The sequence below is a fragment of the Enterococcus sp. DIV1337a genome, assembly GCF_051712285.1.
GTDB lineage: Bacteria > Bacillota > Bacilli > Lactobacillales > Enterococcaceae > Enterococcus > Enterococcus faecalis.
On record NZ_JBIOOP010000001.1, the window covers coordinates 1,887,109 to 1,903,289 of the forward strand.

The 16,181-nt window shown below is 36.3% G+C and carries 12 protein-coding genes and 1 other annotated feature; all 12 genes read right to left on the reverse strand.

Annotation, left to right across the window (positions count from 1 at the left end; translation table 11 throughout):
- Positions 1–53 precede the first annotated feature (53 nt).
- The 12 genes from IGL49_RS08940 to IGL49_RS08995 all read right to left on the reverse strand — a co-directional run bounded on the left by IGL49_RS08940 (position 54) and on the right by IGL49_RS08995 (position 16,027).
- Positions 54–1,223, reverse strand: a complete 1,170-nt coding sequence (locus IGL49_RS08940) for a CDP-glycerol glycerophosphotransferase family protein (protein WP_104855097.1) — start codon at positions 1,221–1,223, stop codon at positions 54–56.
- Between the two features lie 459 nt (positions 1,224–1,682).
- Positions 1,683–2,483, reverse strand: coding sequence for a phosphatidate cytidylyltransferase (locus IGL49_RS08945; protein WP_104855096.1), 801 nt, complete (start codon positions 2,481–2,483; stop codon positions 1,683–1,685).
- Positions 2,480–3,295, reverse strand: coding sequence for an isoprenyl transferase (locus IGL49_RS08950; protein ID WP_104855095.1), 816 nt, complete (start codon positions 3,293–3,295; stop codon positions 2,480–2,482). The genes IGL49_RS08945 and IGL49_RS08950 overlap by 4 nt, the downstream gene beginning before the upstream one ends.
- Before the next feature lie 347 nt (positions 3,296–3,642).
- A complete protein-coding gene (locus IGL49_RS08955; RefSeq protein WP_104855094.1) occupies positions 3,643–4,461 on the reverse strand; it encodes a MetQ/NlpA family ABC transporter substrate-binding protein in 819 nt (272 codons plus the stop codon).
- 14 nt (positions 4,462–4,475) lie between these two features.
- Positions 4,476–5,162 (reverse strand): methionine ABC transporter permease, encoded by a 687-nt coding sequence (locus tag IGL49_RS08960; RefSeq protein ID WP_104855093.1) that lies wholly within the window; start codon positions 5,160–5,162, stop codon positions 4,476–4,478.
- Positions 5,155–6,192, reverse strand: a complete 1,038-nt coding sequence (locus IGL49_RS08965; protein ID WP_002364465.1) for a methionine ABC transporter ATP-binding protein — start codon at positions 6,190–6,192, stop codon at positions 5,155–5,157. The genes IGL49_RS08960 and IGL49_RS08965 overlap by 8 nt, the downstream gene beginning before the upstream one ends.
- A 113-nt stretch (positions 6,193–6,305) precedes the next feature.
- Positions 6,306–6,553: a binding site (T-box leader), on the reverse strand.
- 54 nt (positions 6,554–6,607) lie between these two features.
- Entirely contained in the window at positions 6,608–6,922 is a 315-nt protein-coding gene (locus IGL49_RS08970) for a glycine cleavage system protein H (RefSeq protein WP_011109554.1), read from the reverse strand.
- Between the two features lie 5 nt (positions 6,923–6,927).
- Positions 6,928–7,287, reverse strand: a complete 360-nt coding sequence (locus IGL49_RS08975) for an arsenate reductase family protein (RefSeq protein WP_104855091.1) — start codon at positions 7,285–7,287, stop codon at positions 6,928–6,930.
- Between the two features lie 24 nt (positions 7,288–7,311).
- On the reverse strand, positions 7,312–8,499 hold the full coding sequence (locus IGL49_RS08980; RefSeq protein WP_002367107.1) for an FtsW/RodA/SpoVE family cell cycle protein: 1,188 nt from the start codon (positions 8,497–8,499) through the stop codon (positions 7,312–7,314).
- 242 nt (positions 8,500–8,741) lie between these two features.
- Complete coding sequence (locus IGL49_RS08985; RefSeq protein ID WP_104855090.1) at positions 8,742–10,178, reverse strand: helix-turn-helix domain-containing protein; 1,437 nt, start codon at positions 10,176–10,178, stop codon at positions 8,742–8,744.
- Positions 10,179–10,880 carry a bacterial Ig-like domain-containing protein gene (locus IGL49_RS08990; RefSeq protein WP_104855089.1) on the reverse strand — a complete coding sequence of 234 codons (702 nt, stop codon included), beginning with the start codon at positions 10,878–10,880 and terminating at the stop codon, positions 10,179–10,181.
- A 194-nt stretch (positions 10,881–11,074) separates the two neighbouring features.
- Positions 11,075–16,027 (reverse strand): bacterial Ig-like domain-containing protein, encoded by a 4,953-nt coding sequence (locus tag IGL49_RS08995; RefSeq protein WP_104855088.1) that lies wholly within the window; start codon positions 16,025–16,027, stop codon positions 11,075–11,077.
- Positions 16,028–16,181: the final 154 nt, after the last annotated feature.

The window sequence follows — 16,181 nt, forward strand, 5'->3', positions numbered from 1 at the left end:
TATTGATACTCTTCATATTCTTTTTGTTTTTCCAACCTACACCCTCCGGCTTTTTATCTCTTTAAAATTTCTGAAATCAGCTGTCTAGTAGCATCCTGATTTTCAAGGCAAAATTCACGAAAAAACTGCACATATAATCGTTGTTCCTGTTCCACTTTAGAAAATAATACGTTTTTTACAGACATTACTAAGCTATCCGCATCTGTCACAATGTTTCCAGGCAAAATTGCTGTTGGATCAAAATAGAAGCCCCTGGTACTATTTTGATACTTCTCCTTATCATACATAAAAAATAGCATCGGTTTTTTTGTTAATGCAAAATCAAACATAACCGATGAATAATCTGTAATTAATAAGTCAGCGATTAAATAAAGTTGATTGATATCTGGATAAGAAGAAACATCGATTACACGTGAACCAAATGTACTTACATTAAAACTTTCTGCAATTAAATAATGTAATCGTGTAAGTATGACAATAGAAGAATCAATTTCTAAAAGTTTTTCAACTGGTAAATGATTGGAAAAACGATAGGCCCCTTTTCGGATTGACTCATCATCGCGCCAAGTTGGCGCATAAAGAATGATTTTTTTGTTCGCTGCAAGACCTAACTGATCGCGAACAGAAAAAGCTATTTTGTCCTTATTTTCACAAACTAGCAAATCATTTCTCGGATAACCTATTTCTAATATTTCCCCTTCATAATGAAAGGCCTGTCGAAACACTCTTGTACTGTATGCATTAGGTGAGATGAGGTAATCCCAACGCTTTGCTTCTTGAATAACTTCTAGTTTATAGCTCTCTGTTTCATGCTCTGGCATTTTTACTGTTTCAATATCTAAGCCCAATTTTTTTAAAGGAGTCCCATGCCACGTCTGTATATAGAGTGTTGCTTGATTCTTATACATCCACTCTGGCATCCGTGTGTTAAAAACCCAATATTGCGCTCTTGGCATCAACCATAGCCATTTCCAACTTAATCGTTTAATGAAAGGAACATTTTCTTCTACAAAAGGCATCTCATATCCTTTTTTGACTGCCCAAATACATTGATATTCAGGACAGTTATCTCTTATGTACTCAAAAATTGCACGTGGATTATCACTGTACTGTTTTCCATGAAAACTTTCAAAAATAAATAACTTCTTTTTAGGCAGTTTACCTAAAAAGAAAAACCAAGCTTTTACTACTTGATGTATACTTTTCTCAAAAAATTTTTCCATTAAATTAATCCTTTACATTAAATTATCAAAAATATAATCCTACTCTATAACTTTGTACGAAGAACGCGTTCACATTTCTCTATATCATCTTCTCCTTACTTAAATTCATAAATAACTCTCGCCACGATTAAACAAGTATATAAAATACGTTATTTTGCTTTTCTTCTTTTAAGTATAAATTTATCTATGCTAAACGTCAATGGCTTTATTAAAATAAACATTTCGGCGTTATTCGCTTGATATAATTTAATTTTTAACAATATAATGCCCTTCTAAATATTCAGATATTTAATATACAATCTCCTATTTAATTTTTAGAAATTTTATCCATCCTTACATAATTGTTCTTAATAATAAAATAAATCACGAGTTACCTAAACTAACCAAGTAAATAAAAAACCAGAAGATCCGCTCTTCTGGTTTTTTACTTATCTTATTTTTTAAATTCTTTTGATCAATTTAAAATAATCCGCATAAGTGCATAATTGGGAAAACAAATAATAAACTATCAAAACGATCTAAAATACCGCCATGACCTGGCAAGATGTTACCGGAGTCTTTCACGCCATAATGACGTTTGATAGAAGATTCAACCAAATCACCAAATTGCCCCACTATAGAAAATAGAACCGTCAATACGAGCATCACCGGCATTGGATAAGGAAATAGCCCTTTATTAGCTGTGAAAACTAAAAACAACGCTGCTATAATGACGGCTGATAAAATACCACCGAGTGCGCCTTCGATTGTCTTGTTGGGTGAGACATCGGGCATCAATTTATGACGACCAAATCGGCGCCCCACTAGATATGCACCAATATCCGTTGCCCAGACAATAAATAAAGCAAATAACAAGACTTCAAAACCTGCGGAACGGGCACTAATAAAGTTCTGGAACCCCATCCCTACATATAAACTGACAATAACTGGGAAGCCAGCTTCTTCAATCGTATATGTATTTTTAGAAATCACCGAAGCTCCTAACAACAACATCACAGTGACATAAAATAAAATGAAATTTGTTTGCATTTCTGGTAAAAAGTTTAACCACTTAATTGTTGGGATAACTAAAAAAACGGCCCCTAATGCTGATAAAACACCTTCAAAACTTAATAATGTTAGTCCCTTCATACGGAATAACTCGTACACGCCGACTACTGCCAAAGCAACAGCGGCAATCTCAATTGCAAAACCACCATACCAGATAATTGGAATAAAGATGACTAATGCGACGATAGCTGTGATGACACGTTGTCTCACTGCGGATCGCTCCCTTCTGTTTCTGTAATTTCTTTTAGACCCCCAAAACGGCGATTACGATTTTGGAAAGAAGCAATCGCAGTTTCTAAAGTATCCCCTGAAAAATCAGGCCATAATGCTTTTGTAAAAAACAACTCGCTATAAGCAATTTGCCATAACAAGAAATTACTAATTCGCTCTTCACCACTTGTTCGAATCAACAATTCTGGATCACGAAGTTCCGTGGGTAAAAAGCCAGTCATTAAGTGATCTGCGATCGTTTCTTCTGTAATCTCATCTGCCGTATATGTTTTTTCTGAAACCTCTGCAGCAATCTGTTTCATGGCAGTTAGTAGCTCCGCACGCGCCCCATAGTTTAAAGCAAAGTTTAAAACCATGCCCGTGTTATCCTTGGTTTGCTCAATGGCTCGCTTAACGGCATCTTGCGTATGACTTGGTAGATACTCTTGGTAGCCCATTACATTGACTTTAACATTTTCCTTAATTAATTCCGGTACGAATGTATCAAAAAAATCAACAGGCAATTGCATTAAGAAATTGACTTCATCTGTTGGTCTCTTCCAATTTTCCGTTGAAAATGCATAAAGCGTTAAAACTTTAACGCCTAAATGACTGGCATGCTTCGTTATTTTTTTGACCGTATCCATGCCTTCTTTATGTCCAGCAATTCTCGGTAGTCTTCGATTCTGTGCCCACCGGCCATTTCCGTCCATAATAATGGCAATGTGCTGCGGGATTTGGCCTTCTTTATCAAAGGCGTACTGACTTGCTTCTTCTACATATTTATTTTTTTGCGGAAAAAAACGTAACATCTTTTTCCCTCCATTCCAAAAAATCTATCTTAATTATTATAACAATAACTAATGGAAATGCCTATGCATAGTCCCTGAATTTTCCTGATAATTAAGAAATTCCTTGTAACTTTACCATTAATGGTCTTTTTTTAAAAGAAAAAACCTTAGACTAGGCAGGTAAATCAACATGATTTATCTGCCTAGCCCTAAAATTTTAAATAAACAACGGGACAGGAACAGCTTCTTCGGAAATAAGCTGGACGTTCGTGAGAGACAAAAAGCCTCTTTCAGAACTTTCTTCTTATTTCTTGAAGCTTAACACTCCTGTCCCGACCTCAAGTTTTTATCGTTTTGTCTTTTTCTCTTTATTCATTGACTGGAACAATGGCACCGTTCCATTTTTTCGTAATCCAATCTTGGACTTCTTTGCTACGTAACACTTTGACTAATTTTTTTACATTTTCATTGTTTTCGTCTTCTTTACGAACCGCAATAATGTTGGCATAAGGTGAACTTTCTTTTTCTAAAGCAATCGCATCTTTTTTCGGATTTAATCCTTGATCCACGGCAAAGTTTGAGTTAATTAAAACCGCAGCCCCTTCTTCATTGTCATAAAGAGTGGTCATGATTGCTGGATCACTTTCATGATTGAATTTCAACTTTTTAGTGTTTTTATCAATGTCATCAAAAGTGGCAGTTGTCCGGTCTACCCCTTCTTTCAGCGTGATTAAACCAGCATCTTCTAAGATAGTTAAAACACGTGGCCAATCTGAAACGGAAGAGCTAACGTAAATCGTTGAACCATCAGGAATTTCTTGTAACGATTTGTATTTTTTCGAGTAAAGCCCAACTGGTTCTAAATGAATCGCACCTGCATTCGCAAAGTCATAATCATTTTCTTTCACCGCTTCATTAAAGAACGGCACATGTTGGAAATAGTTGGCATCGATATCGCCACTTTCCAACGCCTTGTTAGGTAGCACGTAATCTGTGTAAGTCGTCACTTCTAGTTTTACGCCTTCTTTTTCTAATAAAGGTTTTACATGTTCTAAAATCTCTGCATGTGGAACTGGTGAAGCCCCAACTTTCAAGACTGAGTCATCACTCTTTTTATTGCCGCACGCCCCTAAAAGTAAGACAGCTACTGCTACAGTAATTACTGACCATAATGTACGTTTTTTCATCTTATTCCCTCCATTTATCGTTTATCTATTTTTTTAGCGACTGTATCCCCAAGCCATTGAATCGCAAAGACAATAATTAAGATACAAATCGTTGCTACTAAAGTAACTGTATTTTGACCACGTTGGAAGCCATCTTGATACGCCAAACTTCCTAAACCGCCCGCTCCAATAGCAGCTGCCATTGCAGTGTAGCCCACTAAGGAAATGGTTGTAACGGTTAAGCCAGAAACAAGTGCTGGCAGACTTTCTGGTAATAGAACTTTCCAAATAATTTGGAAACGATTGGCCCCCATTGCTTTGGCTGCTTCAATCACGCCTTTATCGACTTCACGAAAAGCAATTTCGACCATGCGAGCATAAAAAGGTGCTGCGGAAATAATCAATGCTGGTAATGAGCCTTTGACACCAGACATACTCCCTAAAATAATTTTTGTAAAAGGAATTAACAGAACGATTAAGATAATAAACGGAATCGAACGGAAAATATTTACAAAAATGGCTACTAGCCAATACAGTAATCGGCTCAAAATACCTTTTCTGCCTGACGTTTCAAAAAGTAGTAGTCCTAAAATCAACCCTAAAATGGCGACCACTATGATTGAAATCCCTGTCATATAGAGTGTTTCCATCGTTTTTTCTTGTAGTTTACTTATATCAATTTGCGAAAAATCAAAGAAACTTGCTAAGCCACGATTATTCATTTCCAATCACCTCTGTTTCTACACGAAGTTTTCGTAATCCTTCAATGGCTGCTAGAATATTTTGCTCTTCGCCTAATAATTGAATATAAAGAGAACCCACTGCGCCCTGTTTTGTTTGCTGAATGTTCCCTTGAATAATACTAACTTCTACTTGATATTCTTGGACAATATGCGAGATAATTGGTAATTTCGCTTGTTCGCCGTGGAAAAGTAGGCGAACAATTTTTCCGTTTGGATATTGTTCCAACATTTCTTCGACAACCAGTTCCGTTTCTTCAATGTTTTTATCCGCTTCTTGTTGGATAAAGCGTTTCGCAATTTCTGTTTGGGGCTTTTTGAAAATATCGATTACTTTACCTTCTTCAACAATTTCACCATATTCCATCACGGCTACGCGATTACAAATTTTACGAATCACGTGCATTTCATGGGTAATTAATACAACCGTTAAATTTAATTCTTGGTTGATTTTTAGTAGTAATTCTAGCACTTCGTCGGTTGTCTGCGGATCCAAAGCACTCGTTGCTTCATCACAAAGTAAAATATCAGGATTGTTAGCTAAGGCACGGGCAATCCCCACTCGTTGCTTCTGTCCACCAGAGAGTTGACTTGGGTAGGCATTTTCCCGTCCTTCTAAACCAACCAACTTGATTAACTCTTCTGCGCGGCTTTTCCGATTTTGTTTTGGAACGCCAGCAATTTCCAACGGTAGCATGATATTTTCTAGGACCGTCCGTGACCATAATAAATTAAAATGTTGAAAAATCATCCCAATTTTTTTACGGAAGTTTCGTAGTTCTTTATTTGGCAACAATGCAATATCTTGTCCTTGAATTTCTACTTCACCTTCTGTAGGTGTTTCAAGTCCATTCAATAGGCGAACCAACGTACTTTTTCCTGCACCTGAATAGCCAATAATGCCATAAATATCACCTGATTCAACCGTTAAATCAATATCTTTTAAAGCCGTGACTTTACCCGCTTTACCGGAAAACTCTTTTTTTACATGACGTAATTCAATTAATGCCATTTTGTTCTCCTCTTCTTTCTGTTCTACTTTCTTATTTTGAAGGTTTCTCACTTTTTATGAAACGAATTTGCTTAATAAAAACAAAAAAACTTCCGTCCTTTTGCTATTACAGCAAAAAGGACGAAAGTTTGTCATTTCGTGATACCACCTTAGTTCGCTATTATTTCTCAATAATAACCTCATACGGTACTTGATTCTTCGCATACCGTTGGCTGTAACGGGCGCCCCGTAGTAAGTTCACTGCTTCGCTCACTTACTCTGCTCAAAGACCATCTTCCATCTTAAATCTGTTACCCATTCTCAGCAAACAGGGCTCTCTTCAAACGTCCTTAACATGTACTCTTCTTTTCAAAGCTTTCTTTTTGATTAGATTGAGAAAATTATAGCAATAAACATTGGCCTTGTCAACGTAAGACTAAAGATTTTCAAATTCTGTTGGTTCAACATCTGCTAAAACAGCAATCCAGGCATTTTCTTCATCTAACGCACTTGGCTCTTGATCAGCCGCTTCATTAATCGCAACTACCTTACCAGATAATGGACTACTGAATTCACTGACTGCTTTTTCTGCTTCTAATTCAATTAAAGAGTCGCCTTTAGCTAATGTTTGTCCGACTTTTGGAAATGTTGCAAAAGTAATCTTCCCTAAATCCTCTTGGGCTTCGGCAGTTAAACCAATTTTATAGCCTGCTTCTGTTGGTAAAATCCATAATTGATCGATTTGTTTCATTTCACTCATTTTCCAATCACTCCTTCGTAATCTGCTTCTTTAAAACCATTCGTTAGAAATGTATTGTCTTTTAAGAGAATTGGTCGCTTAATCAACATGCCATCCTCAGCTAAACGCTGACTTGCTTCTTCAATAGAAAAACTGTCAACAAGATCTTTTAAGCCTTGTTCTCTATATAAAACCCCACTTGTGTTAAAAAAACGACGAACAGGCAAGCCGGTTTCTTTCATCCATTTTGCTAATTGTTCACTACTAGGCGGTGTTGCTTTAATATCAATGGCTTGGTATTTAACGCCTTGTTGGTCTAACCACGCTTTCGCTTTTTTACAAGTTGAACATTTAGGATATTCATAAAGTGTGTACATTTCTACCCCTTCTTTCTTCTTTCTTTAACGACCGCTTCTGGTGCGAACCGTTTCTTGTTGGTAACGCATGGACATAATTAAGCCCACCCCAATCATGTTACCTAAAATGGAAGAACCACCTTGACTAATAAACGGTAATGGAATCCCAGTTAATGGTAGTAAACCAATATTCGCTCCAATGTTTTCAAAAACATGGAATAAAATCATCATGATAATTCCTGTGGCAATGTAGGCATAGAATTCATTATTTGTATCAAAACAAACGCGAATCATGCGGTAGATTAAAATAAAATACAACAAAATAATGAAACAGCCACCGATAAAGCCAAAGTTTTCACCAACAACTGTAAAAATCATATCTGACTCACGAACAGGGACATACACATCACTCACGTTAAAGCCTTTTCCGAAAAGACCCCCAGAACCAATTGCTGTTAATGCTAGCGCTGGTTGGAATGAGCGATCTGGATCTGTATGGAAAGGATTTAGCCATAAATCAATGCGATCAAATTGATAAGCCTTAATACCTATTTTAGACAATAAGTCTCTTCCTGTTTCTGTTGTCACTAGGTAGATGGTTCCTGCCCCGACTAGAGCAGCTATAATAAAGGCGGGCACAATAATTTTCCAAGTAATGCCAGACATTAAGAAAACTCCCCCAAAAATGGCTAAGAAAACTAACATCGTCCCAAAGTCTTTTTGTAAAAGTACTAAAACAATTACCGGAATCGCCACTAATAGCATTTTAGCGATTAGCCAAAAGTCACTTTTGAGTGTTCGGTCCACATATTTGACATTATGCATGGTCACTATATAGGCCAACATCAAAATAAACGCAATCTTCATTAATTCCGATGGTTGAAACGTGGTGCCACCAAAGCGAATCCAGTTTTTAGATCCTGTTTGTTCTGCTAACACGGGATCATAAAATTTCAGTAGTAATCCCATTAATACTAATCCAAGTGCATAAAAAACGGGCGTTAAACGCCAGAGTAATTTTGAGCTGAAATGCATAATAATGACAATACTTAATCCTCCGACTAAATACCACAGTCCTTGTTTCATTAACAAGCTACCAATTTTAGGTTTGCTTGGATCATTGTAAAGCGCTACATACAGCGATAGCATACCAATTAGTGATAAAAGAAAAACTGGTAATATCACGCCGTAATCAATTCGACTATCTAAATTTGTTTTCTCTTTTCTATTCATTCGTCATCCCTTTTCCTTTGTTCATACGTTTTTTATTATATCTTTCTCACAGAAGAAAAGAAAGGAATTCTACTATATTTGAGAAAAACTTTAGAGAATTGGTGTTTCTCTAGCATTTTTTTCTTTTTCTTCCATCCTATTTTGCTTTTATTTAAAATTTTTACATCAGTGAAAATGAGGAAGTTTACTATAGACATTCAGTAACAAAAAACAGTCGCAACTAAACTACGTTGCAACTGTTTTTATTCGCTTTTTCTTTGTTTTGTTTGTTGTAGCTCTTTATTAATTCGGACAATCTCGTTGCCAAAATTTTGCCAGTCACTGGCTCGCGGGGGCGCTAGCCAAATTAAACATTTTACTGAAAATAACGTTTTTGGTAAATAATCCGAAACTACTAAATCAGTATCTGGTCGAATCGCTGAATGAAAGTGAATACTGAAAGAATCGAATATTTTGATTTGTTCTTTGATAAACTGAGTATATTTTTCTCCTTGCGTAAAATTCACATAAAGATTGATCGTACTTTTTTCATTCCTTTGGTCATAAAGACGGGATAATACTAATAGCAAATCAAAAAATAAAGAAAGCTTACTAAACTCAAACGCCGAGCAATCCAACGCAAATAAAAACTGACGACAGCTATCAAAAACAATTGGGTAGCGTTCCTGAAAAAATTCTAAATCCATAATTCGTAAGGTGATATCGATAAACGGCGTAATAAAACGATGTTGATAAATAATCGGAACAATTTCTTGATAAAATTCTTCTTCCGAAATTGTAAACGGCATATAAGAAAAGAATAATGTTTTCGTAGCCGTAATTGCCTCATTGTGAGAAATCAGCAAATGTTCCGAAATAAGTTCGCTTTGATAGACCGATAAATTGCCGATAATCCCTTGAATTTCTGCATTTTTCTCTGCATGAGTCGCCTTCATCACTTCGTTAATCCAACACTGAATTTCATGATAAATCGAACTCCCTTCGTCAAAAACGAATGGATTTTCTTCTTGGGATAAAAAATAATTAGCTTTTCTCTGCGTTCGTTCTAACGCCACCAATACATAATGTTTAAATAAATGAAAATTAGTGATATTTTCATAAGAGCCTTTCAATTGAGCCAATAATTGGTTCACTGCGCGAAGATCTGTTTGATTATATAATTCTTCAGAATCTTTGTAAATTCGGTAATAGAGCATAGTAAAATATTGTCTAATTGCCATTTCATTGCCGCTAAGTTGTAAATTTTTGGATAACTTAATACCGTATTGACCTAATTCTTTCCGAATATGGTCAACAATTTTGTATACAACCGTTCGACTCATCCCATGCTTTTCACCATATTTTTTGATTGAGGTAAACTGATGAAAGAAAATCGTTTTTAATAAATTAAATTCTAACGAGTCTTTTAAATAATATTCTTCAATAATACTTGAAGAAATACGAAGACTTTGAGATAACAAAATTTCATTATTTTTTTCACTGATTTTCATCTCATTAATCAGACCAAAGCGTTGCAAATCTGCATTGATTTCTGTTATGTTCCGCTCCAGCAAATAAGGAGAAATAGCTAATTGCTTACATAAACGATCTTTTCGTTCAGAAAATGAATATTGTTGCTCTAACTTTCTAATAATCGCTAATTTTAAATTTTCCCGATCATCTAATAACAAGAATTCCATTTAAACTCTCCTTGTTCCATACAAAAGTGAGCCTGACAGGAAGCTTAAAGTGGTGCCAAATTGAGAGGGCCCACTTGCCGCTCCTCCAGTAACTTCCACTGGGGCTATCGTATCTATTTTTTTCAACAACTCATCATTTAACAGCACTTTTTTATTTGCTCGTTCCTGTTCAATTTTATTTTTCTTTTTCTCCTGTTTGGTGTGTTGCTCCTTGTCTTGTCTCGAGGCAATAATTGGTCTTTCTGGGCCAATCATTGCTTGACTATAAGGACGCTCTGCAAGCGTAGTCCCCTCTACATTAAAATTAGCGGGGGTGACATATACCTTTGCAATGGAAAGGTATGATCCGTAACGAAAGGTTACAAAATAAAGGCCTATTTTTTGAGTATTTACATTATTCTCTATAATTACATTTTCTAAATTTAACGGGCGTCCCTCTTTATCTTTTAGAAAAACGACATTGTCTAATGGTGACCATTCTTGATTAACTTCTAACAACGTGTCTTTTAATTTAAGTTCCGTTTGATTTTCTTTGACCGTAATGGTTGCTGTTTCAATTTTGCCATCCACTTCATAAGTCACGGTGTATTTTCCTGGCGTTGTCGCTTCGTTTGCATAACTATTCACTGAAGCAATCAACATTCCTGAAGAAAGAAATAAGGCTGTGCCAATACTACCATAATAAATAGTTCGCTGGTTCATCTTGTTTATTATTCCTCCAAACCATTTCATAAAAACAACTATCTGAACAGAAAATCCTGCTAATAGGTTCTTAAAATAAGTAACTTGTAAAACTTCCTATTTTCCAAGGAAGACAGCTACACTCATTCAGGTACTTATCATCTTTTAAGCGTGGAACAAAAGTTACTTTAAACTTTCGCCCCACGCTCATTTAATTATCTTCGTTTCTTCTTGATGACTATACCACTAATAATCACGATAAGTAACACAACAAGTCCTAGCACACGATATAGACCATTAATTTGTTCTCCCGTTTTTGGATAACGTCCCTGCTTGTCTGGTTTCACAATGTGTGTGACGTATTGACTACTTTTTATCGTGGTTTGATTCGTTGATGAACTAGTCTGATTGTTCTCATTTTTATCTGGTAGCGGTGTAGGCTTACGATCAATCACATGAACAGTCGCTACTGTCGTCAATTGACGGGGTGTTTCTTTTGAAAACATTGAGAAAAATTGTGACTGCACCGCTGGTTTTGTTTCATTAACTGGCTCAGTGGTATAGGAAATCTGGTACTCTCCTGTTTTCTTTGTATCAACTTCCCCTTTTACTTGAACCTTATCAAAGAATATAGCATGACCGTCACGATCTGTTGCTGAAACGAAATTATCTTCTGGTTTCCAAGAATCACCAACATAAATCGTTGTATCTTTGACCTCTAACTTAGATTGGTCGGGCTTGACGGTCACATGGGCTGTTGCTTCTTTACCTTCATAACTGTAAATGATTGGATAAACGCCTGCTTTGGTGTTATCAACTTGACCTGAAACAGTGATTTTTGCGAATGGGACATCTTGGCCTATTTTGTCTGTTGCTGAGACGAAATTGTCTTCAGGTTTCCATTCATCGCCGACATAAATCGTTGAATCTTTGACTTCTAAACGACTGTCATCACGGACATGAACGATTGCTTTCGCTTCTTTTGTGCCAGTTTTATAGACTATTTCATAATCGCCTGTTTTATCGACATTTACTTTTCCTTGAACGTCAATTTTTTCAAAAGGAATGTCTTGACCTGTTTTGTCTGTCGCTGAGACGAAATTGTCTTCTGGTTCCCATTTATCACCCACATAAATTGTTGTATCTTTGACCTCTAACTGACTGTCATCACGGACATGAACGATTGCTTTCGCTTCTTTTGTGCCAGTTTTATAGACAATTTCATAATCGCCTGTTTTATCGACATTCACTGTTCCTTGAACGTCAATTTTTTCAAAAGAAATTTCTTGGCCTGTTTTGTCTGTCGCTGAGACGAAATTGTCTTCAGGTTCCCATTTATCACCAACATAAATCGTTGTATCTTTGACTTCTAACTTAGATTGGTCGGGTTTGACGGTCACATGAGCTGTTTCTTCTTTACCTTCGTAACTGTATACGATTGGGTAAACGCCTGCTTTGGTGTTATCAACTTGACCTGAAACAGTGATTTTTGCGAATGGGACATCTTGGCCTGTTTTATCTGTCGCTGAGACGAAATTGTCTTCAGGTTTCCATTCATCGCCGACATAAATCGTTGTATCTTTGACTTCTAAACGACTGTCACCACGGACATGAACGATTGCTTTCGCTTCTTTGGTGCCAGTTTTATAGACAATTTCATAATCGCCTGTTTTATAGACATTCACTGTTCCTTGAACGTCAATTTTTTCAAAAGGAATGTCTTGACCTGTTTTGTCTGTTGCTGAAACGAAATTGTCTTCAGGTTTCCATTTATCACCAACATAAATCGTTGTATCTTTGACCTCTAACTTAGATTGGTCGGGTTTGACGGTCACATGAGCTGTTTCTTCTTTACCTTCGTAACTGTATACGATTGGGTAAACACCTGCTTTGGTGTTATCAACTTGACCTGAAACAGTGATTTTTGCGAAGGGGACATCTTGACCTGTTTTGTCTGTTGCTGAAACGAAATTGTCTTCAGGTTTCCATTTATCACCAACATAAATCGTTGTATCTTTGACTTGTAAACGACTGTGATCAATTGTTTTAGTTAATGGAATTTTTAGTTGATTGTCTCCTTTGACCAGCTTAATGGCTTTGCCTGTCAAATACTCTTCATCCACGGAATATTCCCGTGGTACATTCGTTACTCGCAAAGTATAATCACCTGTCATGATGGCATCAAAGGAATATTGACCTTTTTCGTTTGTTGTAAATTCGGTTGCTGTATGCGTGACATTATCAATTAGTTCAAAAGAAACCTTGGCAATTGCTTGGTTTTCATCCTCTACGTTATACGTATAGAATGTAGCAGTTGCTAAATAAACAATACCTTCCGCATCGCCTTCTGAGAATTTCAATATGATTGGTGCAGTAGTGACTTTTTTCTTGTTAGCAGACATCTGGTCCAATGTTTCAGAGTCGATTGTTGTTTCTGTATAGATTTGGCCAGCGTTTGCAGAAACAGTATTGTATTCAATCGTAATGTTTTCTGTTAATGTATAGTCTTTAAAAATAACTTTCGCACCGTTTGTAGTCTTTTCTAATGAATAAGCATCTTCTGACACGCCTTTCACGGTAATAGAATTCAAATCGATTTGAGCGTTGGTTGTGCCTTTTGGTGTTAATTCAATCGTTGGATTTTTCACACGATGTGTTTTATTATCAATATTTTTTGTTGTTACGGTCGTTTTTGTTACATTTTTTAATGTTGGATTCGCCGCTTGTGTTGCACTCAAAATGTCTAACACTTCATTTTGAACAGAAACCGAAGTAGAGCCTTCATTATTATTCGATTGTGGTTCTTTAGCTGTCCCTGTTATAGAAAGAGTCGGTACGTCAATCCAGCCATTGGCGTTTTTATACTCAATAATGTAACGTTTGTTAGTTTTTCCAAAATTAAACGTGTAGCTATTGGTATTTTCGTCAAAAGTAATCGTTGGGTATCCAGGACTGTTTGGCGTCATTGGTTTATCAAAATATTGACCGCGGTCCCAGTATTGTGGATAAATTGAATCTACCTGATCGTTTGAAACATCATAAATGTCAAAAAGAACATCGGCGCCAGCTGGAATTTTTGTACGAACGCTTAGTGAGTCAAAAGAATCATTTCGTGCATTGACAAGGAATTGATTTTTACTACTTTGAAGTGTTCGTTCAGAACCACTGCGTCGATTAGTAGTTACTTCTGTTTCGATAGAGGGAATGCCATCAGCACTCATTGTCACAGGAATTTTATCAAAAGGAATACTTTTATCTTTTGGTAAACTATCTGGCACATAATTAAATCCAATTGGAATTTCAAGTTCATTTGTAATCGGCGTAGTGAACTTAATAATCGAACCATCTGAGGTTGGCGTGACTGTATAATCTTTCCCTAAAATATAATATGAAAAATAAATATCTTTTGTGGCTCTAACAGATAAATATTGTGGATGCTTTATTTTAATCTCTAAATTTTCAATGGGGCTGGCCTTACTACCTGCTACAGCAATTTCGGTATCGCTCATATAAGCACCGTTCCGATCATAATTTCCCCATGTAGCTTCCGCACGCGTAGGATTTAACATAGCGATTGGCTCCACATATTGATCTGATAGTAGTTGAATGGCTTTATTGGGACCAATTACAGGTGTACTTAATGATAGATTAATATCTTTCTTATCAAAATCCATTGTTAAATCAGAAATATTTATTCTTAAATAGCTATCTTTTGTGGCCGTTAAGATGAGCTTGCCACCTTCAGTTTTAATATCAAAATAGTCTTCCAATTTTACATTTTCATATAAAGGACCATACGCCATAAATTGAGGATTCTTAATTTCTTGACCGTTTGTACTCTCTAATACGATTTGTTGACCTGCTTTTGTTTCTGTCACCGTATCATAAATCGTTACATAATATTTCCCTTTGCTTTGAAAACTGATATAGGACATACTACGCATTTCACGATCAGCAACTACTTTGCTTGTTTGACTCGTCTTAGCAGTAAAATCGGTTGTTTGTTTAGTTCCTGTCGTATTTTTCAAATAAAGAGAACCTAATTTGGTTGTTGGATATTGCTGATAAAATGAATAGATATAGTCCGAAGCACTCTCTAAATAAATTGTCCGATTAATCGATAAGGAATAGGCTTTTTGTTGATTCATGTTTGGAACAGTTACAGCAATCCGCCCGAGTGAATTATCACTTAATGTATAATCTTTGCCAGCTGTTAACAGGGCTTGCGTTTCTGGTAAAATCTGACCATTAATGTCAACATCGTAACTGAAAACTTGAGGTTCCAAGTTATCTTGTTTTCCAAAGACAGCGCCTGGCGTCTCTGTTGTTAACAATTCTAATGTTTGACTGCCAGTTAACGTCCGGTCTAAATTATAAAAAATTTCGCCATCTAACCCCGTCGTTCTGGTTCGTTCTTTATATTGAATTGGTTCCACTTGTTCATATAAATCAAACGAGTAGGTTTTTTTATTTTTTCCTGGAGTTTCAATTTTGATTAATGGTTCCGCTTCCGTTGTTAGATAACTTTTTAATTCTACTTTAAAGGAGGTATCCGAAACTCGCTGATTAAACGTAATACTTAATGTTTTGGTCGTTGCATCGACTGCCCAAGTTGCGCCAATGCCCGTCACTTCTCCGCTGACAGTTGAATAACCTAAATGTTCTGGTAATTGAACTGTATAAACTGATCCAGGTGCATAACCTGTGTTGCCAACAGCAAATTGGAACGTGGCGGTTACCGGTGTTGTATTTAATTCGCGGTGAACCTCTGTTTGGCTGTATTCTGTTCCACCGATCGGCGCAAGACTCATACTGTCAAGTAGTTCATCTGTAATTGACGCTTGAACATCCGGTAGGGCTTTTTCATTAAGTGAGGTGTCCTCCGTTGTTTGTTGTTCAGCTGGTTTAACAGCATCACTGGCAGCTGTTGTGTTCGCCTCTGTGGTTTGCGATTCAGTTGTTGCAGTTGGTTGATTCATTTCTGAAGTAGTCGTTGGTGCTAAAGGTAAAGCTGGTGTTGTATTCGGTAATTCTGTCTCTTTTTCTGCTGTATCAGTGGTCTCTGTTTGTACTTCTGTCGTTGTTACAGCATAGGCATTTACGGCAAACCCGAAATTTTGTGCGAGAAGTATACTTAACATCACAAAAGAAAAAGTTTTTTTCTTCATACTAATCCCCTTTCAATAAAATTCATATAACCTAATAATAGCTTGTTAAAAATGAAACAATTGATTAATTTTTTTTGAATCTTCGAAAAAAAAAAAACATCTTTTCATAAAAAAATACTTGGAAAATCAGCCACAATCACTGTTTTTCCAAGTA